This window comes from Shewanella sp. HL-SH2 (genome assembly GCF_051164935.1).
Lineage (GTDB): Bacteria > Pseudomonadota > Gammaproteobacteria > Enterobacterales > Shewanellaceae > Shewanella > Shewanella glacialimarina.
Window position 1 is genome coordinate 3,221,301 of record NZ_CP195035.1, and the last position, 21,761, is coordinate 3,243,061.

General features: G+C 42.5%; 16 protein-coding genes. 7 read left to right on the forward strand and 9 right to left on the reverse strand.

The window, feature by feature from the left end; all coding sequences use genetic code 11:
* Nucleotides 1–651: a SecY-interacting protein gene (gene syd / locus ACRWP9_RS14015; RefSeq protein WP_434929081.1), complete on the reverse strand. Its 651-nt coding sequence runs from the start codon at nt 649–651 to the stop codon at nt 1–3.
* A gap of 54 nt (nt 652–705) precedes the next feature.
* Here syd and queF point away from each other — a divergent pair, with 54 nt between their 5' ends.
* Nucleotides 706–1,563 (forward strand): NADPH-dependent 7-cyano-7-deazaguanine reductase QueF, encoded by an 858-nt coding sequence (queF, locus tag ACRWP9_RS14020; protein ID WP_434926516.1) that lies wholly within the window; start codon nt 706–708, stop codon nt 1,561–1,563.
* Between the two features lie 335 nt (nt 1,564–1,898).
* Nucleotides 1,899–3,482, forward strand: coding sequence for a S10 family peptidase (locus ACRWP9_RS14025; RefSeq protein ID WP_434926517.1), 1,584 nt, complete (start codon nt 1,899–1,901; stop codon nt 3,480–3,482).
* A gap of 27 nt (nt 3,483–3,509) precedes the next feature.
* Here the strand turns inward: ACRWP9_RS14025 and ACRWP9_RS14030 are convergent, their stop codons facing one another.
* The 4 genes from ACRWP9_RS14030 to ACRWP9_RS14045 form a co-directional block, all read right to left on the reverse strand.
* Entirely contained in the window at nt 3,510–4,475 is a 966-nt protein-coding gene (locus tag ACRWP9_RS14030; RefSeq protein ID WP_434926518.1) for a 4'-phosphopantetheinyl transferase family protein, read from the reverse strand.
* 77 nt (nt 4,476–4,552) lie between these two features.
* Nucleotides 4,553–6,631, reverse strand: coding sequence for an amidohydrolase family protein (locus tag ACRWP9_RS14035; protein WP_434926519.1), 2,079 nt, complete (start codon nt 6,629–6,631; stop codon nt 4,553–4,555).
* 638 nt (nt 6,632–7,269) lie between these two features.
* Complete coding sequence (locus ACRWP9_RS14040; protein WP_434926520.1) at nt 7,270–7,872, reverse strand: glutathione S-transferase family protein; 603 nt, start codon at nt 7,870–7,872, stop codon at nt 7,270–7,272.
* 56 nt (nt 7,873–7,928) lie between these two features.
* Nucleotides 7,929–11,360, reverse strand: a complete 3,432-nt coding sequence (locus ACRWP9_RS14045) for a hybrid sensor histidine kinase/response regulator (RefSeq protein ID WP_434926521.1) — start codon at nt 11,358–11,360, stop codon at nt 7,929–7,931.
* 278 nt (nt 11,361–11,638) lie between these two features.
* On the opposite strand from ACRWP9_RS14045, the gene acs reads away from it, so the two are divergent.
* The gene (acs, locus tag ACRWP9_RS14050; protein WP_434926522.1) at nt 11,639–13,591 is read left to right on the forward strand and encodes an acetate--CoA ligase; all 1,953 of its coding nucleotides are present in this window, start codon (nt 11,639–11,641) and stop codon (nt 13,589–13,591) included.
* A gap of 224 nt (nt 13,592–13,815) precedes the next feature.
* Here the strand turns inward: acs and ACRWP9_RS14055 are convergent, their stop codons facing one another.
* Together ACRWP9_RS14055 and ACRWP9_RS14060 are read right to left on the reverse strand one after the other, a co-directional pair.
* Entirely contained in the window at nt 13,816–15,330 is a 1,515-nt protein-coding gene (locus ACRWP9_RS14055; protein WP_434926523.1) for a carotenoid oxygenase family protein, read from the reverse strand.
* Nucleotides 15,331–15,397: 67 nt separating this feature from the next.
* Nucleotides 15,398–15,916, reverse strand: a complete 519-nt coding sequence (locus ACRWP9_RS14060) for a DUF2141 domain-containing protein (protein ID WP_434926524.1) — start codon at nt 15,914–15,916, stop codon at nt 15,398–15,400.
* A 189-nt stretch (nt 15,917–16,105) separates the two neighbouring features.
* On the opposite strand from ACRWP9_RS14060, the gene ACRWP9_RS14065 reads away from it, so the two are divergent.
* The 4 genes from ACRWP9_RS14065 to ACRWP9_RS14080 all read left to right on the forward strand — a co-directional run bounded on the left by ACRWP9_RS14065 (nt 16,106) and on the right by ACRWP9_RS14080 (nt 19,174).
* A complete protein-coding gene (locus ACRWP9_RS14065; protein WP_434926525.1) occupies nt 16,106–16,444 on the forward strand; it encodes a hypothetical protein in 339 nt (112 codons plus the stop codon).
* Nucleotides 16,425–16,958 (forward strand): LytTR family DNA-binding domain-containing protein, encoded by a 534-nt coding sequence (locus ACRWP9_RS14070; protein WP_434926526.1) that lies wholly within the window; start codon nt 16,425–16,427, stop codon nt 16,956–16,958. The genes ACRWP9_RS14065 and ACRWP9_RS14070 overlap by 20 nt, the downstream gene beginning before the upstream one ends.
* Nucleotides 16,959–17,008: 50 nt before the next feature.
* Nucleotides 17,009–18,820 carry a DEAD/DEAH box helicase family protein gene (locus ACRWP9_RS14075; protein ID WP_434926527.1) on the forward strand — a complete coding sequence of 604 codons (1,812 nt, stop codon included), beginning with the start codon at nt 17,009–17,011 and terminating at the stop codon, nt 18,818–18,820.
* Nucleotides 18,821–18,913: 93 nt separating this feature from the next.
* Nucleotides 18,914–19,174, forward strand: coding sequence for a GrxA family glutaredoxin (locus ACRWP9_RS14080; protein ID WP_226414840.1), 261 nt, complete (start codon nt 18,914–18,916; stop codon nt 19,172–19,174).
* A gap of 105 nt (nt 19,175–19,279) precedes the next feature.
* On the opposite strand, the gene ACRWP9_RS14085 is transcribed toward ACRWP9_RS14080, so the two are convergent.
* Nucleotides 19,280–20,434: a DcaP family trimeric outer membrane transporter gene (locus ACRWP9_RS14085; protein WP_434926528.1), complete on the reverse strand. Its 1,155-nt coding sequence runs from the start codon at nt 20,432–20,434 to the stop codon at nt 19,280–19,282.
* Nucleotides 20,435–20,785: 351 nt separating this feature from the next.
* Nucleotides 20,786–21,676, reverse strand: a complete 891-nt coding sequence (gene galU / locus ACRWP9_RS14090; RefSeq protein ID WP_434926529.1) for a UTP--glucose-1-phosphate uridylyltransferase GalU — start codon at nt 21,674–21,676, stop codon at nt 20,786–20,788.
* Between the last annotated feature and the right edge of the window lie 85 nt (nt 21,677–21,761).

Here is a 21,761-nt window from a genome sequence, read left to right on the forward strand (position 1 = left end):
TTATTTTTTACGTAACAGATATTGCCACATCAATTTAATACGTTGCCAAATACCCGGATGCTGCCACTCGGTATCATCCGGGGTATCGGGTTTAATTGGCGGCGTAATTCTTGGCGAAAGTTGATCAATAAAAGCACTCAATGAATCAGCTAACTTTTGTTTAGGCCTATCACCCGGTATTTCAATCCAAACACCACCGGTTTCATTATCAACTGTCAGCATTTGATCGCCATCGCCTAACACTCCAATAAACCAGGTCGGCTCTTGTTTAAGCTTTTTTTTCATCATTAAATGGCCAATCATGTTTTGCTGCAGATATTCAAAATCTTGTTGATTCCACGCCTGCAGTAACTCGCCTTCACCCCAGGTAGAGGTAAACATTAATGGTGCGCTATAGAATTGACCATAATATTGATTAATATCATCATGCAGTGAGAGTTCTAACGCATGCTCAACATTACTAAAGTCTGCTGATGTTTTACGTTTAAAAGGTTTAAAATATACTGCATGATCACTGTTCTGCTCGAACTGACCTTGAATACAAGCAGAGTCTTCACCCATAGGGTAATATCGCGGTAATTCCGACAGTGCATCTTGATATGCGAGCAGATACTTATTTATAAAATTTTCAAGTGCGGTTGAACAAGACACTGGTGCTTCTCGTAGTTTATAATAAAGCGATATTTTGACATGGAAACCGATTAGATGACACACAATCACGATCCTTATAGTGATGCAGAAGCACTCAAAGGCTTAACGTTAGGCCAAACAACCGAGTATCAAGCTGAGTATGATGTATCACTGCTGCAAGGGGTCCCGCGTAAACTGAACCGAAACGCTATTGAATTAACTAATGAATTACCTTTTCATGGCACAGATATCTGGACAGCTTATGAATTATCTTGGCTAAACAGCAAAGGTAAGCCAATGGTTGCCATCGCTGAAGTCAGCCTAGATATAAACAGTGTTAATTTAATCGAATCTAAGTCATTCAAGTTGTACTTAAACAGCTTTAATCAAACAAAATTCGACAGTGTTACCGCTGTAGAGCAAATATTACAAAAAGACTTAGCAAACTGCGCCCAGGGTGATGTGGTTGTTAAAGTGATTGAGCCTAAACACTTTAATCTAGAACGAATCGTTGAACTGCCAGGTACCTGTATTGATGATCTGGACATTGAAGTCGACAATTATGACTTTAACTCTGACTTGTTGTTGGGCAGTGGCTCTGAAGAAAAAAACGTTGCTGAAACCCTAAACTCTAACCTGCTGAAGTCTAATTGCTTAATTACGTCTCAGCCAGATTGGGGTAGCGTGATGATCCGTTATCAAGGGCCAAAAATAGACCGTGAAAAGTTGTTACGTTATTTGATATCTTTCCGTCAACATAATGAGTTCCATGAGCAATGTATTGAGCGGATTTTTGTTGATCTAAAACATTATTGTCGCTGCACTAAACTAACGGTTTATGCTCGCTATACACGCCGAGGCGGTTTAGACATAAACCCGTATCGCAGCGACTTTGAAAATCCACCGGAATCAAATCGTTTAGCAAGACAATAAGCTAGGCGCTTGTTAACCTGTAGAGATGAATTTTCAGCAGTTTGTAGCCGTTTAATATAGACAATAATTGGTTAGTGGCGATATAAGCCATTAACCCATTGATTACGCCATACTCACGCTGATTAACTCCCATAACTACTAACTGGCTTGGTCTTTATAGTTGTTAAGTTAACAAGCTCTGCAGTGAATAAAAAAGCCGCCATCAATTTATATTGATGGCGGCTTTTTGTTATACAAAGTGTTACAAAATGGTGATACAGACTGAACTCTGTTTGTCGACTTACATGTTAATCTGCTCATTAACCCTCAAAAATTAATAACAATGAGACTTTATAATGCGCAAACTTCTGGTCACATCCTGCACTGTACTATTTTGCATGCAATTAAGTTTATCGACTTCAACCAGTTATGCTGCCGACAACAAAAATAGCGGCGCGAATAACAATCCGAGTAACACCAGTAACACAGCTGACAGGGCAAAACGTCAAATACCAATCGATCAAACAGTTATCACTCAGCACAAAACGACTATATTAGATAAAAAAATAGCCTATAGCGCGACTACCGGCACCCAACCAGTTTGGGACGAACAAGGTAACCCTACCGCCACTCTATTTTATACTTATTACCAACGCACTGATATTAAAGACAATAGCAGCCGTCCCCTGGTTATCTCTTTTAACGGTGGTCCAGGTTCAGCATCGGTGTGGATGCATGTTGCCTATACCGGGCCGCGCGTACTCAATGTTGATAATGAAGGCTACCCATTACAGCCATATGGGGTAAAAAGTAATGATTACTCTATTTTAGATGTAGCCGATATTGTATTCGTTAACCCGGTTAATACCGGTTACTCACGCGTCCTGCCAGATGCAGAAGGCAAAATGCCTTCTAAAGATGAGCAACAGAAAATGTTTTTCGGTGTCAATGCTGATGTCAGTTATTTAGCAGAATGGATCACTACCTTTGTGTCACGAAACGAGCGTTGGCGCTCACCTAAGTATTTAATCGGTGAAAGCTATGGCACCACAAGAGTGTCTGGTTTAGCACTAGAGTTACAAAAAAACCAATGGATGTACCCAAATGGCGTTATCCTAGTTTCACCTACCGACATAGGTATTGAACGTAATGGGCCGGTAAAAGCCGCTAATCGCCTGCCCTATTTTGCCGCAACCGCCTGGTATCATAAAGCGCTAGCAGAGGATCTACAGCAACTGGATTTAACCCCATTATTAGCCGAGGTTGAAAACTTTACCATCAACCAGTACTTGCCAGCATTAGCCAAGGGAAGCTTTATTGATGATGAAGAAAAACAACGTATTGCTAAGCAAGTGTCGCATTATTCAGGCTTAAGTGTGACTGAAGTATTGCAAAGTAATCTAGATATCGACACCGACTACTTTTGGAAAACCTTACTGCGTGAACGCCAACAAACGGTTGGACGATTAGACTCGCGCTACTTAGGGATTGATGAAAAAACAGTCGGCGCACGCCCTGATTACAACGCAGAGCTTACCTCATGGTTGCACAGCTTTACCCCAGCAATTAATGATTATCTTCGCACTGAATTAAATTACAAAACGGACATGAAATACAACATGTTTGGCCCAGTTCACCCGTGGGATAGAAGTAATGATCATTCTGGTGAAAACTTGCGTTTAGCGATGGCACAAAACCCCTACCTAAATGTCATGATCCAATCAGGTTATTATGATGGCGCCACCAACTATTTTGATGCCAAGTACACCATGTGGCAGTTAGACCGCAGCGGCTTGATGAAAAACAGACTGTCGTTTAAAGGATATCGAAGTGGCCATATGATGTATTTACGTTATGAGGATTTAAAGCAATCTAATCAAGATTTACGCGACTTTATTCTCTCTAGTTTACCAAAACCAGACCAAGCGGCTAAGTACTAAGCTGCTGACAACAGTTGTTCACAATAATTAAGACAACAACTGAGCCAATGATGTTAAGACCATTATTGGCTCAGTGATGTTCACCCCACCCGCTAAATCATCACTGCCATTTGCATTACTGCCACTCAATACAGCATCAGTCCCGATACAAAAACTGAATCGATAGGTGTCAGTCAAGCGCCCGAAACGGCAAGCCCATTGTGAGTTATCAGTCACCGGAGCAGTAAAGTGAATCTCATCATGGCGGCATAATATCGGTGATGGCGCGCGCTCGGCGGCCTTGACATGAGCAGAGCTTACAGCAGCAGGCGCAGTTCCAGAAACAGAAACAGAAACAGAAAAACAGTCTGCTTGAAACACCTTGTTATCAGTGAATGAAAACGAAAATGAGCTTAATGATTGTGCTAACCCCTTACCCGTCGCTTTAATAAAGGCTTCTTTTAAGGTCCATAAATCAAAAAAACGCTGCCGTTGAAGCGCATCAGGTAAAGCGACTAAATCAGCCACTTCATTGTCAGTAAAGTAATGATTTAAAATAGGCTGAATATTTGTACTGGCACGCACACGTTCAATATCAAGACCAAATAATATCGCCTTGAACGCACCATAATGGCGACGTTCACTAGCACCAGAGCTAATACTAGAGCTAGCTTCAGCACAGGGCAACACTCCAATCATTAACCAGTCACCACTGTGGCTTAAGTTAAAATGTAACCCCGTTTGCTCAAATAGCTCAGCAGATAAACTCGGCTTACCTTTATCACCATATTCAAATAACCATTGATGTGGCAGCACATCACTGTGCATGGATAAAACCGCCCGCAATGCCAACCGAACCTGTAATGCATTATGTTGAGCCTGCTCAGCTTTATAACGATGCACCTTGTTTATTTCATCCTCAGTTAACCAGCTTAATGCCAATCCCTGTTCAAACTGAATTCGACTAAGCTGATTATTTAACGGTATAAAATAAACATGTGGTTGAATGATCATTAAAAACTCTATGTGAGCCGACAGGCTTTTTATCGTTAAAGGGTGTTCACATTATTTAGCAAACACACTCAAGTTAATTATTCAACAACGGTCGGAATTGCGGTAAAAGGCTTTATGCCAAATTCAGGGTAAACTTCACTTGGAAAATAAATCACCCCGCCTTTTGACACCATAGCCACAGTCTTAATGGCGCGAAGATCTGCAATAGGATCACCAGGCACTAAGAAAAAGTCAGCATACTTACCCACTTCAATACTGCCAAGCTGCTCGCCATAACCTAAATAATTCGCCATATCATAAGAAGCCCGGCGCAATACTTCAGCATTAGACATACCTATTTTTTTGAATAACTCTAACTCGCGATGCAGTTCAAAGGCGCCACCTAAGTCGGTACCCGGAACCAGTAAAATGCCTTTTTTATGCATCAATGCCAGTGTTTCAATCACTTTATCAAACGCTAGGCGATATTCTTTATCCTCTTGTTCATCGGCTACATTTAATAAGGCCACTTTCGCGCTTCTTTGCTCGCCAATCGGCATATGGTCGATATAGTCTTTAACGCCAATACGGGTTTCACCGTTTCTAGCCGTTAAACCTAATTCATGAATAACGATGGTGGGATCAACCGCGATATTTTTTGCCACCATAGTATTTAAGGTATGTTGTACTTTGTCGCTGTTAAGGTCTAAATCGACAAAACGTTTCATGCCAGTGATGCGATAAAGCGTGCGCGTATCTTCATCTTTATCAAGCACCCAACTCAGCATTGCCTGGTTGATATGGGTAATTTCATCATACCCTGCAGCAATCATTTCATCAGCGTTTGAGAAAGCAGGAATATGCCCAGTTATGCGCATACCATGCTTTTTAGCGGCTTTAGCCATAGCAGGTACCCACTCACCATTAATCGAGCTGTATACTTTTATTTGAAAATAACCGCCTTTTTCACCGTACATATTCACCAGGTCAACCGCTTCTTGCTCAGTAGATGCTATCTCACCGGTGGCCGCGGAAAACTCACTTTTACCCTCAATAAAACCACTTTTGGTAATGCGTGGGCCAATAATTTGATTAGTTTCAATTTTGTCGATTAATGGATCGAGAATGTCAATTTCATTGCCCATATCTCTAACAGAGGTGACGCCTGCCAATACATTCAATAAGGCATCGTTATCACTCATGTGGCCGTGCATTTCATACAACCCAGGAATTAATGTACCACCGTTACCCTCAATGAGTACTTCGCCCTCTTTTGCCGAATCAACCATGGCTTCAATAGCCTTAATTTTATCGTTTTCAAGCAAAACGGATTTAGCCGCAGTCAGCTGCAGGCTTACAGGGTCAAATATTCTAACGTTGTTAATCCGTATCGGCTTGTCATATTGATGAATCGCTTTCTGGGCAATTATTTCAAATCGGCTGGCATTCAAGTTAGCCGCTAAATCACTTAGCACCTTACTTTGTGCTTCTAATCCCTCACGAATAATCACCACACGTGGCGACAAATATCCAAGCATTAACTGGTTGTCATCAAGGGCGATATAACTTGGGTCAAGATTAATTCCTTTAACGGCATAAATCGTCGCATTCACCTTAGTGTTATTCGCATCGGTAAGCACAACTTTACTCACCTGACTAATCGTCAGCTCACCAGCAGGCAATGCCGATAATGACAATGTCGGTTGCCCAAGCAAGGCTTTGGCGTAAATGTAAAGCGCATAAGGACTAGCGTTTTGCGCAATGAATAACGCATCAGGGTTAAACTCAACACTGCCACTTTCAGATGAACTCTGCCAGTTCACCCTATTACCTTTAAGGCTAAACTGCTCATTCACCTCGTTGCCGAAAACCGTTTTACCGCTGATTTGCCAATCAATAGGTAAACCTCTATCAGAAAGCTTTAACACCTCTTGTGAACTGGCACCGCGACCGTTATTACTGAATGAAAAATCAATGTCGATGTTTTGACCATCACGATTAACTGTCATGCCACCAACATCAGTACCACCAAATATAACGCTAAACTTTTGTTGCGCCGGCTGAATAACAGCGGCTTTTTCGACTGAAGCATACTGCTGGGAACAGCCGGCAATAGTGATTAGCAGCACGCTATACATTATTGATTGGAAGATTTTTGACGGTATTTTAATCTGCATAGAGATACCTTTTTCTATTATTATTTTTAAAGTACGAAGAGTAGACAGCATCAATGCGTAATGCAACGTATTGGTATTGAATTCTGGCAATGTTTTTAAGCTAGATTACCAGCAATTGATTTTACAAGAGCCCTTTAAAATTCAACGATTTTAAAATCATCAGGCAGCATTCTTTGTTTTACAAGCGTTCGCAACCAGAGAGTCTTCATATGTTTTTGCATGTTATTTCTAAAAGCACGATAGTTCCACAGAGGTAAGCATGCTGCAGATGAGACACTTTTCAGCTAAGTGCAGCGTGTCGCAGCTTTACTCGCAGCTGAGTTCTATAGTGAATGCCCTATTATTTAAACCGCTTATAAAGCGAGATCCCCGATTAAAGATCTCGGGGATGACGTGATGGTGAGCTGACGAGATGGCGAGATGGCGAGATGGCGAGATGGCGAGCTGACGAGCTGACGAGCTGACGAGCTGACGAGCTGACGAGCTGACGAGATGGCGAGATGGCGAGCTGACGAGCTGACGAGCTGACGAGATGGCGAGCTGACGAGCTGACGAGCTGACGAGATGGCGAGATGGCGAGCTGACGAGCTGACGAGCTGACGAGCTGGCCAGATGATGAAATTATTGGATAGTTCAAACTAATCCATCATTCCCACAAATCCACTTTGTTGCTCAACATTCGCAAGCCATTGCTTAATAGCAGGGTAATGGCTTAAATCAAATCCGCCTTGATGGGCGACATGGGTATAAGCAAACAGGGCGATATCGGCTAAGGTAAATTGATCACCCACTAAAAATGATGAATTTTTCAGAGTGTGCTCCATTAAATCTAGCGCTTTATAGCCTTTTTTATGCATCGCTTTATATTCATCAAGTCTGTCATCTGGCATACCTAAATAAAACTGAATAAAACGGGCTACTGCAATATAAGGTTCATGGCTGTATTGCTCAAAAAACATCCATTGGTACATTTGCGCTTTGGCAAATGGATCGTCAGGGATCAACCCTGAACCCTCGGCTAAATACCCTATAATGGCATTCGATTCTGATAATAGTTTACCATCATCGGTTTCAATCAATGGAATTTTGCCAAATGGGTGTTTTGCAAGATACCAATCATCCTGGGTATCACCTTGTAAAATATCCATCTCATGCCAGCGATGCTCAATGGCTAATATTGCCAGCACTAATTTAACTTTGTAACAATTGCCAGATTTAATGTCGCCATACACAGTTAACATAGTTTTCCTTAAAAAAGCATTCCTTAACTAAATCCTTAAGTAAATCCTTAAGTAAATCATTGCTTAACTAAACTTGAGATAAGTGCCCTTAATGCCGCAGGTTTAATCATTTTCGCCATATAATGATAGCCGCGCCTCTCAACGTCTTCTACTAACTGTTTGTTGGTGTTGGCCGTAATCAAAATACCCGGTAAATGTTCCCCATATCGGGCACGAATACCGTCCATCGCATCCACACCATTTTGATCATCATCAAGGTGATAATCAGCTAACACAATATCTGGCGCTATGCCTTTTAGGCCTAACTTAATCCGCGCATCGGCTAAATCTTTGGCGCACACCACTTCACACTGCCATCGGGTTAATAATGATTCTAATCCCGCTAAAATGGCTTCTTCATTATCAATACATAATACTTTCACCCCAGCCAGAGGTTGTAATAAACTTGCGGTTGGTTTGGTTTCAACCTGGTGCACGGTTTGTCCTAGCGGCACTTTGATGGAAAACATAGAACCTTCCCCCAGCTGTGAAGTTACATTGATTTCATGTCCCAGCACCTTGCTTATTCTATCGGCAATCGCTAATCCCAAGCCTAATCCACTAATGTTGCGACTACTTGGATGGTTAAGACGTTTAAACTCGCGGAAAATTTCTTGTATATCGTCTTCAGCAATGCCGCAGCCAGTATCAAATACTTGAATCTCGATATATTGACCTTGTCGGCGACAACCCATTAACACTCTACCACCACGGGCATAGCGATAAGCGTTAGTTAAAAAGTTTTGCAAAATACGTCTTAACAGCGCAGGGTCTGAGTTAACCGTTAATGTTGAACGCACCATATTAAAATTAATCTGACTGTCTTGCGCCATCGCATCAAACTCTATCGCCAGTGCATTAAGCAACTCTCCAATAGCAAAGTCACGGCGATTAACCTCAACATTGCCAGAATCCAGCTTGGAAATATCTAATAAATCAGTTAATAACTCACCGGCAGTTTTCAATGAGCTGTTGACATGGGTAAGCGTAGTTTGTGCCTCTAAATCTAAATTAGGGTATTGCGCTAATGACGCCGTAAATAATCTGGCAGCATTCAAAGGCTGCATAAGATCATGTCCCACGGCGGCTAAAAATCGCGTTTTAGAGGCGTTTGCTAACTCTTCCTGGGCTTTAGCTTCCAATAATTCGCTATTAAGCATAGCCAACTCATAGGTACGAGATTTAACCCGTTCCTCCAAGGTTTCATTGGCTTCTTTTAAGGCTTTTTCCTGTAAACGATATTGGGTAATATCGGTAAACGTCATCACAAAACCACCGTCAGGCATAGGGTTACCTTGAATTTTGATGACTTTACCGTCCCTTCTTTCGCGCTCAGAAATATGCTGTGTACCGTTACGCATATGTTGTACTCGCACATTCACTTGGTCTTCAATATCACCCGTACCACAAAAGCCTCTGGCGGCATTAAATCGCACCACTTCACTGATTGGCATGCCTTGTTTTAAAAAACCTTCAGGATACTGATAAAGCTCAGAATACTTATAATTCCATGCCATTAAGTTAAGGTCTTTATCCACCACACTCATGCCCTCGTAGGCATGTTCAATCGCACCACGTAGCATATCCTGGCTAAGCATAATTTTAGAGGATGCTTCATCCACTAAGCTGAATACTTCATCCAAGGCAAGATCCCGCCCTTGCATGACAGAGTCCATCACTAACTTAGCACTAGATGCCCCCAATATGCCCGCTAACATGTGTTCTGTGTGGGCAATAAGCTCATCGGGTGCGGCTTTATGCCAGCTATCACTTTTAACGGCATCGGGGGAAAATCGACTAAAACTTTCATATGCCCGTGTGGGGCTAACAAAACGACTCGCAAGAATTAATAAATCTTGTTGTGCAATAGGGCCTTGGCGCTTATTGTCATTTTGTTTTAAATGCCAGGGTTTAACAAAATTACTGGCTTGAATACGCTCCGCAACCCCAGTTCTAAACCATAACGAGCCCAATACATAACAAATAATATTGGCTAAAAGTGCAATGAGGGTATCGCTAACATTAGGTTTAATCGACTCTAAAACACCTTGATTAGCACCAAAGTGCGATAACGCACTAACATCATTGGTGCTAAAAAACAAAATGTAACACCATAAACTAAAGCCCACACCCAAACCTAAAAATACCCCACTACGGTTACCGTATTTCCAGTACAAGCCACCAATTAATGCCGGGGCAAGTTGTGCAAAAGCGCCAAAAGACAGCATGCCTAAATGCGACAGCGAGTCACTATCAGCCAGGGTTAAATAGCTGATATAACCAAACCCTAAAATGAGCACTATGGCTAAACGTCTGGCATTCAGTAACAACTGTGAAAACTGGCTAAAGTTCTTTTTTCTTATCTGGCCGGTACGCAACATAATCGGCACTAACCACTCATTGCTGATCATAATGCTAATGGTCACCACAGCCACAATCACCATTCCTGTGGCGGCTGATAAAGTGCCTAGTAATGCAATAACAGCAATAATGGGCTGCTCTAATGCCAACGGCAGATTAATCACATAAGTGTCAGCAGCAACGCTGTCACCCAGTAGAATTTTCCCCGCCAATGCTAACGGCGCGACAAAAATACCAAACAAGGCTAAATAAACCGGAAAAATCCAACGGGCTTTCTTAAGCACCGACTCGCCACCGCACTCCACCACCATCACATGAAATTGCCTTGGCATACACAAAAATGCCGCCATACCGACAATCAATTCCGGCAATAACGCCCCAACTCGTAACTCACCAAACTCAATCAAATCGCGTTCACTAGCTTGGCGCCAAATATCACCAAAACCATCAAAATAGCCAAAGCTAATCACTACGCCCACCAGCATAAAAGCCGTTAACTTCACCAGAGATTCAAACGCAATGGCCACCATCATGCCGGGGTTATGTTCAGTAGCATCCAGTTTTCGGGTACCAAAAAGAATGGCAAACACCGCCAGAATAAAGGTGATCAGTAATGGTACGCCCTGGGGATTAAGCGGCGAATTTTCAGGTTGAAATAAGTTAAGCGAAAACACCATAGCCTTAAGCTGCAGCGCGATATAAGGCATGATGCCAAATAAGGCAATCAATGTGACTAACGCGGCTAATAGCTGTGACTTACCATAGCGGGCGGCAATAAAGTCAGCTACTGAGGTGATATTTTGCGCTTTAGACACCACCACCATTTTGCGCAGTAAACCAAAGCCAAAAGTAAAAATGATGATCGGGCCAACAAAAATAGGCAAGAACGACCAAAGGTCATTAGCCGACTGCCCTACCGTGCCCAAAAAACTCCACGACGAACAATATACCGCCAGACTTAAGCCATAAATCCATAACTGAACTTTTTGGCTAATTTTGCCATACCAACGCTCTGCGCCCCACGCTAAAGTAAATAATAGCGACACATAACATACGGCAATAATTGCCACAAAAAGGGTTAAATTCATAACGCGATTCATTACCTTGAATTATTGAATGAGTCATTCGATATCATTCTTATTATTATCTGGTTATCTTTTCAAAGCCTGCAACATTTGTCGATTAAACAATCAATATTATGCCGCCCTATTAAATTCGCGGCATATATGTACAATTGAACCTCAGTTTAGCACGTGCAACAGGTTAAATAATAAGGACTTTCTCAAACTAGACCAAGGTCTAATAGTGTTACAAGCCTGTTGCAGATGATACTTTAACCACGCCATTTATAGAAAGGGAAGCCCCAATGAGCTCGCAGTCTCTTTACAAAGTGCCTAGCGCTATCGCTGAAAATGCACTGGTCAATAACGATCAATATAAAAAAATGTACCAGGAATCTATTGTTAATCCAGAAGGTTTTTGGAGAGAACACGGTAAACGCATTGACTGGATCAAGCCTTACACTAAGATAAAACAAACCTCGTTTGATGACCATAACTTATCAATCAATTGGTTTTATGACGGCACACTAAATGCTTCAGCCAACTGTTTGGACCGCCACCTTGAAAAAAATGGCGACACTGTTGCCATTATTTGGGAAGGCGATGACGCTAATGAACAGCGTAAAATCACCTACGCAGAACTGCATGCCGATGTCTGTAAGTTTGCTAACGCCCTAAAAGGCCAGGGCGTTGTTAGAGGCGATGTTGTCACTATTTATATGCCTATGGTGCCAGAAGCTGCGGTAGCTATGCTTGCCTGTGCTCGTATTGGTGCAATTCATTCTGTTGTTTTTGGCGGCTTCTCACCAGACTCGATCGCATCACGTGTGATTGACGGCAAATCTAAAATCGTTATTACCTCTGATGAAGGTGTTCGCGGTGGACGTAAAATTCCGCTTAAGCGCAGCGTTGATGAAGCAATCGCTCACCCTGATGTTGATTGCGTCGAAAAAGTCATTGTACTTAAACGTACTGGCGGCAACATTGATTGGGTAGAAGGCCGCGATGTGTGGTGGCACTCATTAATGGAAGTAGCATCTGAGCATTGCCCGTATGAAGAAATGGGTGCAGAAGACCCACTATTTCTACTTTATACCTCAGGCTCAACCGGTAACCCTAAAGGTGTGTTGCACACCACAGGTGGTTACATGGTTTACGCATCAATGACCCACGAATACGTATTTGATTATAAACCAGGTGAAGTTTACTGGTGTACCGCCGACGTAGGTTGGATCACCGGACACTCTTACATGGTTTATGGCCCATTAGCCAACGGTGCAACCGTGTTAATTCATGAAGGGGTGCCAAATGCACCAACACCTTCACGCATAGGTGAAATGATTGACCGTCATAAAGTGAACATTCTTTATACCGCACCAACCTTAATCCGCGCATTAATGGCTGAAGGTAAAGAACAGTTCAGTGACTATAAAGGTGATTCACTGCGCATTATGGGCTCGGTCGGCGAACCCATTAACCCTGAAGCATGGCGCTGGTACCACGAAGTCATTGGTAATGAGCAATGTCCAATTGTCGATACCTGGTGGCAAACCGAAACCGGTGGTATTTTGATCAGCCCATTACCAGGCGCAACTGATACTAAACCAGGTTCTGCAACGCGACCATTCTTTGGTGTTCAACCAGCATTGGTTGATAACATGGGTGAAATTGTTGAAGGTGCAGCTGAAGGTAACTTAGTTATTCTTGACTCATGGCCAGGACAAATGCGCACCATTTATGGCGACCACGACCGTTTCGCCCTAACTTATTTTAAAACCTTCCGCGGTATGTACTTTACCGGAGACGGTGCCCGCCGTGATGAAGACGGTTACTACTGGATAACTGGCCGAGTGGATGACGTGATTAACGTATCTGGTCACCGCCTAGGTACCGCAGAAGTTGAAAGTGCACTTGTAGCACATGAACTGGTCGCAGAGGCAGCTGTTGTAGGTTATCCGCATGATATTAAAGGACAAGGTATTTATGCCTACGTCACGTTAACCCGCGACGTTGAACCAACAGAAGAGTTGCGTCAAGAGTTACGTCAGTGGGTTCGTAAAGAAATCGGCGCCTTAGCCACACCTGATTTAATTCAGTGGGCAACCGGTTTACCTAAAACCCGTTCAGGCAAAATCATGCGTCGCTTCTTACGTAAGATTGCCGCTAACGAAGTGACTAACCTAGGTGACTCTTCAACACTGGCAGATCCAGCAGTGATTGACACCTTGATAGAATCTCGTTTAAACAAAACCGAGTAAAAATAACATGAGTTGATCAGTTAACCCTACTGCTCAACTCTTTTGCTCGCTTAATACCCAAATGCTTATTTCCATTACTTGATTTCCATCCACCCAAGAGAATTCTAACCAGTTTCTCTTTTTCGCCCCTCTTTACGAGGGGCTTTTTTTGCTCTGCTTTTCGCGAAGAGGAACAGTTAAGCACCTAAGTGTTAATCTTGCTGCCAATACTGTTTAAATGGCCACTAACTCGCCATAAAATTGCCGTGAAACCCAAGCGGTAAATGGTAAGGTAACCAGGCTCTGGCTAATGGTCCCGCAGCTAAGTCATTAGCCGCAAAAATATTCAAGCAAGTGCGTTTTGTCGGCACGTGTAATGCCGTACCCATTAAGTAGCCGCTGCCCTCAACGCCTTTAGGGCAAACACTAACATGCTCTTCAACTAAATAATCATCTCCAAAATGATAATGCTGCGTCGCACCGCTATCAATATGCAAAGACGACAAGGTATCGCTCCATAAGCTGCTTGATTTAGCTGATAAGTGATACAAATACTGATTTTTAAGCCCAACAAGATGGTCGCATACCCGCGGAAACTCACTGCTATCGCCCACGGTTTGCATATCATAAGTGCCATCAATATATAAACTAAACAGGGCTGTTTGCGCCTTCACACTTGCCTGCGACATCTTACCTTGCATCACATTCGCCAACTTATGCAGCACATCAACATTAGGATACAAACTGGCGTCAAAATGAATGGTGCCATTGGCTTCTTCCCACGCATTACCATAATGAAACGCAAAACCTGCGGGTAACTCAAAGCGTTTAGTCACCTTAAGAGACTGCTTATTTATCACCAATACACTCATTGGAATATCGCTATTATATTGAGTACGGGCAAAATTACCTTCAATCGCCTTATCAACAAACAATGACGGTAAAATGATCAACACACTTTTATCTGTAATCAAAAAGTCATGCAACATACCGCCACGGTATTGGCTATTAATTAGCCCCACATTTTTAACCTTGCCATTAGCCGCTAATTGATAAATCACCACCTGACCTGATGGATGCAAACCAAAATTCCAAATATCCCCATTAGGGTCAACTTTAGGGTGCGCTGAAAAAGGCAGTCCTTGTAAACTGTTGTCATATTTAGACCCTGCGCCTAAATTAACCTGTTGAGTAAACTGCATGGTATCTCGGTCAATTTGGGTAGGAGATCCCGCCTCCCACAGCGCCCAAAGATCATCACCCACCGCAATAATATTAGTATTAGCGGTATTAACCGTATCAGCGCTGGTCACAGGCAAAGCATGGGCAATTTTAGTATCAGGGCCTGAGTAAACAAACTGCTGCGCCTGCTGTTCTTTAGCAAACTTAGGCGTGTTAATAAATTGGCCACGGTGGACTATTTTTTGGTCGCTAATCTCAAAACGCTGCAACATACCGTCGCCTTCAAAGGCATGTAGATAACGAATATCGCCACGCTCATATTTACCAGGGCCGTTACGATAAAAAACACCTTGTAAATCGGCAGGAATACGCCCTTCAATCGTCAGCGGTTGCGGCTCAAAGTTAGCGTCAACATTGGCAAAACCAATTAACTCAGGGTGCTGTGCCAGCGCCTGATTAAATTGCTGCTTAATATTAACCACAGTAGGAGCAGAAGATGCCAACGCATTCACTGCACCGGGCAACATGCTTGATGCGCCTATTATTCCCATGCCTTTTAAAAACTGTCTGCGTTGCATGCTCATCTCCAAAATAGTCACCTTTAAAATTGCCATCTCTAGAATTGCCATCTCACAAATGAGTGGCTTAATAAATAATTTGTGTGTGGTTAATCTGGGTTGATGCGTCTTCAGTGACCGTGAAAGCAGCGTCCTTATAAGCAACCGGACCATAATTAGGTTTAGCATTGTTAGAAAAACCATACCCTTCAGACGGCAAACCAAATAAATTGGTGTCTAACGTGCCGTTATTATTTTCGTCCTGAAAAAAGCGCACCGCATACTCACCTGCGGGAACGTCAGTAAAAGACACAAAATTAAGTCCCGCTTTAGCCTGAATGTAAGTCGCAGTTAGCGCATTGCCATTTAAGTAATTATCTTCACCATTAAACAGCTGCACATAAATCTTACTTTGCTGGGCATTGACCCCTGTAATCTCAAGCTTAATATCCGCAGCAAAAGTGGATGAATTAACCCACATTGATGCAAACAGCAATGAAACGGCTAATAACGATGATTTACTCATATTGCTGCTGTTGGTCTGAGTGAATTGAGTCACGGCATTATGTGCCAATGCGCCAGTCAGTTTAGTCGTTAATCTAGTCATTTTTATGTTCCTATCGTCTGTGATAAAGGGGTTATCTTAATTGGCAGTTCGCCTCGACATAAGCCGAGCCAATCTCGCCATTGCTTCGTGTTGAAAAGACGATAGAATGGAGCGATAAAAAATTAAAGTCGCTTTTCGTAAAGTGACCCAAAAACTTCGTAAAATGTAACTAAAAAGGAATGTGTACCTTTGACGAATCGTGAAATACCCCTAAATAATCAACAACTAAAATCTGAACCCACTAAAAACAAATTACTGCGCCAACTGCTTATTGTGGTGTTTATTGGATTATTTATTGGCTTTATGCGCCCCTTCGGCATGGATCAATTTACCCTATTATTGTCGATGAGTTACTGGGTGTTTACCTGTATTTGTGGCTATTTAATTTATATGCCACTGATCAATTTAGGCCATAAATACTTAGCAAAAAGCATCACTACGCTCTGGCAACGGGTAGCAATATCATCACTATTAGCCAGCCTAATAATGAGTCTAATTGTGCCTTTTATTGGCTGGCTTTTTTTTTGACCACACATTACATTTAGCTGATAATTTTCTACTCGCGCTGCCTAACACTCTGGTTATTGGCAGCATTATTACCTTTGTCAGCATGTTACAAAATCATGTTAATCATCAAAAACAGCAACTTGAACAATCACAACACGTCATTGAGCAATCGCAAAAGGTCATTGAACAGCATCAACAAAGTCGTGATACAGATACCATTCAAATTGAACAGTTTATGGGTTTATTACCATTAGAAAAGCGCGGACAATTACTGTGTTTAGAAATGGATGATCACTATTTAAAAGTACACACAGATAAAGGCCAACATATGCTGTTAATGCGCTTAAAAGATGCCTTAATGCAGCTAGAAGGGTTTCCTGGGCTGCAAACACATAGATCCTGGTGGGTAGCAAACCATGCCGTGGTATCGGTCAATAAAGAAAATAGAAAAATGTCATTGTTGTTAACCAATCACCTTGAAGTGCCAGTTTCCAGAACCTTTGTTGAAGCCGTTAAAGCTAACCTAGCCCTATAACCATGATATTATCCAACCATAGCTAACCCAATGCATGTTGAACCGAATATTTGAAAGCTTCTACTGACGCACCTACTTTGCAACTGCGCGATTACCAACAGGATTCGGTTAACGCCGCCATCAAGCACTTTCGCAGCAGCCAACAATCTGCCGTATTGGCTTTGCCAACGGGTGCAGGTAAAAGCATTGTAATTGCTGAACTGGCTCGCATCGCCAACGGCAATGTATTAGTACTCACCCATGTAAAAGAGTTAGTTGCGCAAAATGCTGAAAAAGTCGGCTTACTCACCCAGGCTGCCAATATTTACTCTGCCGGATTAAACCAGAAAAAAGCTAACGGCAAAACCGTCGTCGCCAGCGTACAGTCAGCAGCGCGGGCATTAGATAAATTCAACCAGCCTTTTTCGCTGGTGATTATTGATGAATGCCATCGTGTCAGTAATGAAAAAACCAGCCAGTATCAGCAAATTCTGCTGCACCTTAAAAAGCAAAACCCTGCTATAAAAATTTTAGGGCTTACTGCTACCCCTTATCGTCTGGGCATTGGCTGGATATATCATCACCATTACCACGGTAAAATTGGCAATACTGACACTGCAGTGTTCGATAAATGTATTTTTGAATTACCCATGCGCCCGCTTATCAAGCAAGGCTTTTTAACTGCGCCTAAGTTATTTGATGGCCTCAGTGCCCAGTACGATTTTAGTCAACTTGAACCGACAGAAAACGGCGAGTTTAATCAGCAGGAAGTCGAATCTTTACTGAATCATCAAGGCCGTGCCACAACCGCAATAGTCAAACAAATCGTCCAACTGGCAAACACCCGTAAAGGGGTAATTATTTTTGCCGCAACCGTACGTCACGCGCAGGAAATTATTGGCTTATTAAACAAGCTTATCGACAATGCCGCCACGCCAACCAAAGCAGCATTAATCACTGCTGCTACTCCCCATAATGAACGCGACACCATTATCGACGCCTTTAAAGCGCAGCACATTAAATACATTGTCAATGTGGCCGTACTCACCACGGGCTTTGACGCGCCCCATGTGGACTTAATTGCTATTTTAAGGCCTACGGCATCGGTAAGCTTATTTCAACAAATGGTGGGGCGTGGGCTGCGTTTAGCGCCGGGTAAAACCGATTGTTTGGTGATTGACTACGCCGCCAATGGTTTTGACTTATATTACCCTGAAGTGGGCCAGGCCAAACCCAATAGCAAGTCAGTGCCGGTTCAAGTGCACTGCCCTGTGTGCCAATTTGCCAATACATTTTGGGGACTAGTCGATAATGACGGTGACATCATCGAACATTTTGGCCGCCGATGTCAGGGGCTTGTTGCTGCTAATACCGCGACGGTAAAAGCTAAAACAGCCAATACCGAACAACAATGTGACTTTCGCTTTCGCTCTAAGGTCTGCCCAGACTGCGGCGCAGAAAACGATATCGCGGCGCGCATTTGCCAAACCTGCAACTCAACACTCATCGACCCGGATAAGCGCTTAAAGCAAGTATTACAGTCGCAACATCACCACTTATTCAAATGCCAAGAGATGTTAATTAGCCAAAATGAACAGGGTTTGCAGGTGCGCTACATAGATATTGAAGGCAATGACTTTAAGCAAAGCTTTAAGTTTGATACCCCAGCACAAAGAAAAGCCTTTTACGCGGTATTTGTGCTTAGCCACACCCGAACGCCTGGTATGTTACATCCGCGATATGACAAAGCAGAACAGGTACTGAGTGACCAGAGCCGCTTTAGAAAACCTGACTTATTATTACTAAAAAAACAAAAACATCACTGGAAATTAATTGATCTATTTTTTGACTATCAAGGTAAACATAAAACAGATTTCAGTTAACCTCACCTGAGTTAAGCTAAATTCATTCAATCTCGTTATCATTTGCAAAAAAGTTGTGCTATAAACACACCATCTAGCCAAGTAGGAGTTACTATGTTTGTTGTTATTTTTGGCCGTCCAGGCTGTCCGTATTGTGTTCGTGCTGTTGAGTTATCTGAAAAATTAGCCGCACATCGTGAAGATTTTAAATTTAAATATGTAGATATTCACGCTGAAGGTATTTCTAAAGCTGACTTATCAAAAAGTGTTGGTAAAACAGTAGAAACAGTACCACAGGTATTTGTTGATGAAGCCCCAATCGGTGGCTATACCGAATATGATCAATATGTTCGTCAACATGGTCTACTAGACTAAGCTTTTGTTTATAAAGCTTTTTATAAAATAAGAAAAAAGGGCCATAACAATGTTATGGCCCTTTTTTTATCGGTAATCTCAGTGATTAACCCGAGCTAAAATCACTTAAAGTACGTATTTAGCCGAGAACATAATGCGATTTAAATCGCCATCTGTGCCGTTTTCTCTCTCGTTCAATGCTCGCATAAACTCAACACCAAAGGTCACAGGCTTAGACGGTGAATACAGTAAGTTAATGTAGCTTGAGTAAGCTTCTTTGTTTACGCCGCCACCCGTTAACGTAGCGTTATTGTCTGCAGAAAATCCTGACAATGTCACGCTAGTGCGCCATTGATCATTCCACCAGTGACGATAGGCTGCAAAACCACCATAAGAGGTAATGGTCTCAATGTCGCCATTGGCATCCAATACACCCGCGTTAGCATAGTTTAATGCCATGTAACGGCCTAAACCTTCACCATAGGTAGCAGTGAATTTAAAATCATCTTTACCCACCGGAATAACACCCGCAAAGCTCACACCATAACCCATTTCGCTGGCATCAAGCTGAGTGCCGCCCTGTGTCTCTTCAATGTTTAATTGACGCACAATACCCGCTAATGAATACGCAGCACCGCCACCAGAGGTAAAGTTGTAACGTGCCACCACATCAGGAATCACGCCACTACCGCTAGTAATGCGACCGCCACCACCATTTGGGGTTAAAGTGGTTTCAGGGTTTTCTAATGCAAACTGAAAGCTACCGTTGGTGTATTTAATCAATGATTGACGCACAAACGGCGTACCATCAGCTGCACCCACAAAATCTAAATTATCGGGTAATGCACCAGGGTTTTGAAATGTGGTCCAGGTTTGACCAATGGTCCAGTTGTCATAGGTTACAAATGCATGGCGAATACGCGGTGAATAACTGTTTGATACGCGCTCGTTACCGTCGGTATGGGTCATAAAATCTAATTCAATAAACCCAGTTAACGAATGACCGCCTTCCATATCGGTAACGGTTTTAAAATTAAAGCGAGTTTCACGGGCTTGAAAGTCTACAACCTGTTCACCACTGCCTTCTTTACCATAAATAGTACCTGGCACATAAAATTGGCGCGACAAGTTGCCCGACTCAGGTGCACCATTACCATAATCACTAAACATAACATCGGCTTTAATATAGCCACCAAAAGTCATATCGGTATTAGCTTGCGCCGTACCTGTCATTGCTAACATTGCCCCAGAAATCAATGTAGCGAGTGTTAAATGTTTCATCCATGCTCTCCAAATTATTGTTTTAATCCTATGCAATATGTCTCAATTAACAAAAACGAAACATTAGCAATAGGTCTATAAGACAAAAGTAGAGCATTGAAAACTCACTGCCAGTGATATATGGACGTACCATTTGTGGGTAAATCACTTGCACTGATGAAAACAAGTTACTTCCACTTAAGCACAAATCTTAATGACGCGAGTAATTCGACTAACAAGGAAGGAAAAAAGGAAAAAGCAAGGAAACAAAACAAACCTAGAAGTGAACGCATTTAATGTAAACCTACAAAAAAGCCAATGCATCCTTTACAGATGTATTGGCCTAGGGTCTTGAGTTAAATATCAGCGGTGTTAGCGGTATTCTTCTAATAAACCAGCAAGTTCACTTTTAAATGCACTGCCCAGTTTAGGGTCGCGTATACCGTACTCAACAAACGCTTTCATGTAACCTAGCTTATCGCCACAGTCATGTGACTTGCCTGTCATATTGAATGCTTCAACCGTTTCAGTGGCAATTAGCATATCAATCGCATCGGTTAACTGAATTTCATCGCCTGCACCGGGTGGTGTTTTGGCCAATAAATCCCAAATTTTTTCAGACAACACATAACGGCCAACAACCGCTAAGTTAGACGGCGCCTCGCCAATTTCAGGCTTTTCAACCATGTTAAATATTTTAGTAGAGTCACCAGGGTTAATCTTCTCGCCACCACAGTCAGCAATACCATACTTATTAACCTGATCATCAGGCACTGGCGCAACCATAATTTGGCTGGCAAGAGTTTCACGGTAACGAATTAGCATAGACGCCAGGTTTTCGGTACGTTGGTCAGCAGAGTAAGAATCTAAAATAACATCCGGTAACACTACCGCAAACGGGTTGTCACCAATACACGGCTTAGCACACAAAATGGCATGCCCTAGCCCTTTAGCTTCACCTTGACGTACATGCATAATAGTCACATTTTTAGGGCAAATTGACTGCACTTCATGCAACAGCTGACGCTTGACCCGTTTTTCCAGGGTTGATTCAAGCTCGTAAGATTTATCAAAATGGTTTTCAATCGCGTTTTTACTGGCATGGGTGACCAACACAATTTCTTTCACCCCAGCGCTAACACATTCATCAACAATATATTGAATAAGTGGTTTATCCACCAATGGCAGCATTTCTTTCGGAATTGCCTTAGTCGCTGGCAGCATCCGTGTACCTAGCCCTGCAACGGGAATAACAACTTTCATAGATATCCTTATATAGCGTAACGCTAAATGAAACAAAATTGATAATTTATAATAGCTTACATAATTTTACCCAGACAACTTAATC

Excerpts from the sequence above, each read along its gene's own strand:
- queF (WP_434926516.1), top strand. The coding sequence starts at position 706 with ATGACACACAATCACGATCCTTATAGTGATGCAGAAGCACTCAAAGGC.
- ACRWP9_RS14025 (WP_434926517.1), top strand. The coding sequence starts at position 1,899 with ATGCGCAAACTTCTGGTCACATCCTGCACTGTACTATTTTGCATGCAA.
- ACRWP9_RS14030 (WP_434926518.1), bottom strand. The coding sequence starts at position 4,475 with ATGATCATTCAACCACATGTTTATTTTATACCGTTAAATAATCAGCTT.
- ACRWP9_RS14035 (WP_434926519.1), bottom strand. The coding sequence starts at position 6,631 with ATGCAGATTAAAATACCGTCAAAAATCTTCCAATCAATAATGTATAGC.
- ACRWP9_RS14040 (WP_434926520.1), bottom strand. The coding sequence starts at position 7,872 with ATGTTAACTGTGTATGGCGACATTAAATCTGGCAATTGTTACAAAGTT.
- ACRWP9_RS14045 (WP_434926521.1), bottom strand. The coding sequence starts at position 11,360 with ATGAATTTAACCCTTTTTGTGGCAATTATTGCCGTATGTTATGTGTCG.
- acs (WP_434926522.1), top strand. The coding sequence starts at position 11,639 with ATGAGCTCGCAGTCTCTTTACAAAGTGCCTAGCGCTATCGCTGAAAAT.
- ACRWP9_RS14055 (WP_434926523.1), bottom strand. The coding sequence starts at position 15,330 with ATGCAACGCAGACAGTTTTTAAAAGGCATGGGAATAATAGGCGCATCA.
- ACRWP9_RS14060 (WP_434926524.1), bottom strand. The coding sequence starts at position 15,916 with ATGACTAGATTAACGACTAAACTGACTGGCGCATTGGCACATAATGCC.
- ACRWP9_RS14080 (WP_226414840.1), top strand. The coding sequence starts at position 18,914 with ATGTTTGTTGTTATTTTTGGCCGTCCAGGCTGTCCGTATTGTGTTCGT.
- ACRWP9_RS14085 (WP_434926528.1), bottom strand. The coding sequence starts at position 20,434 with ATGAAACATTTAACACTCGCTACATTGATTTCTGGGGCAATGTTAGCA.
- galU (WP_434926529.1), bottom strand. The coding sequence starts at position 21,676 with ATGAAAGTTGTTATTCCCGTTGCAGGGCTAGGTACACGGATGCTGCCA.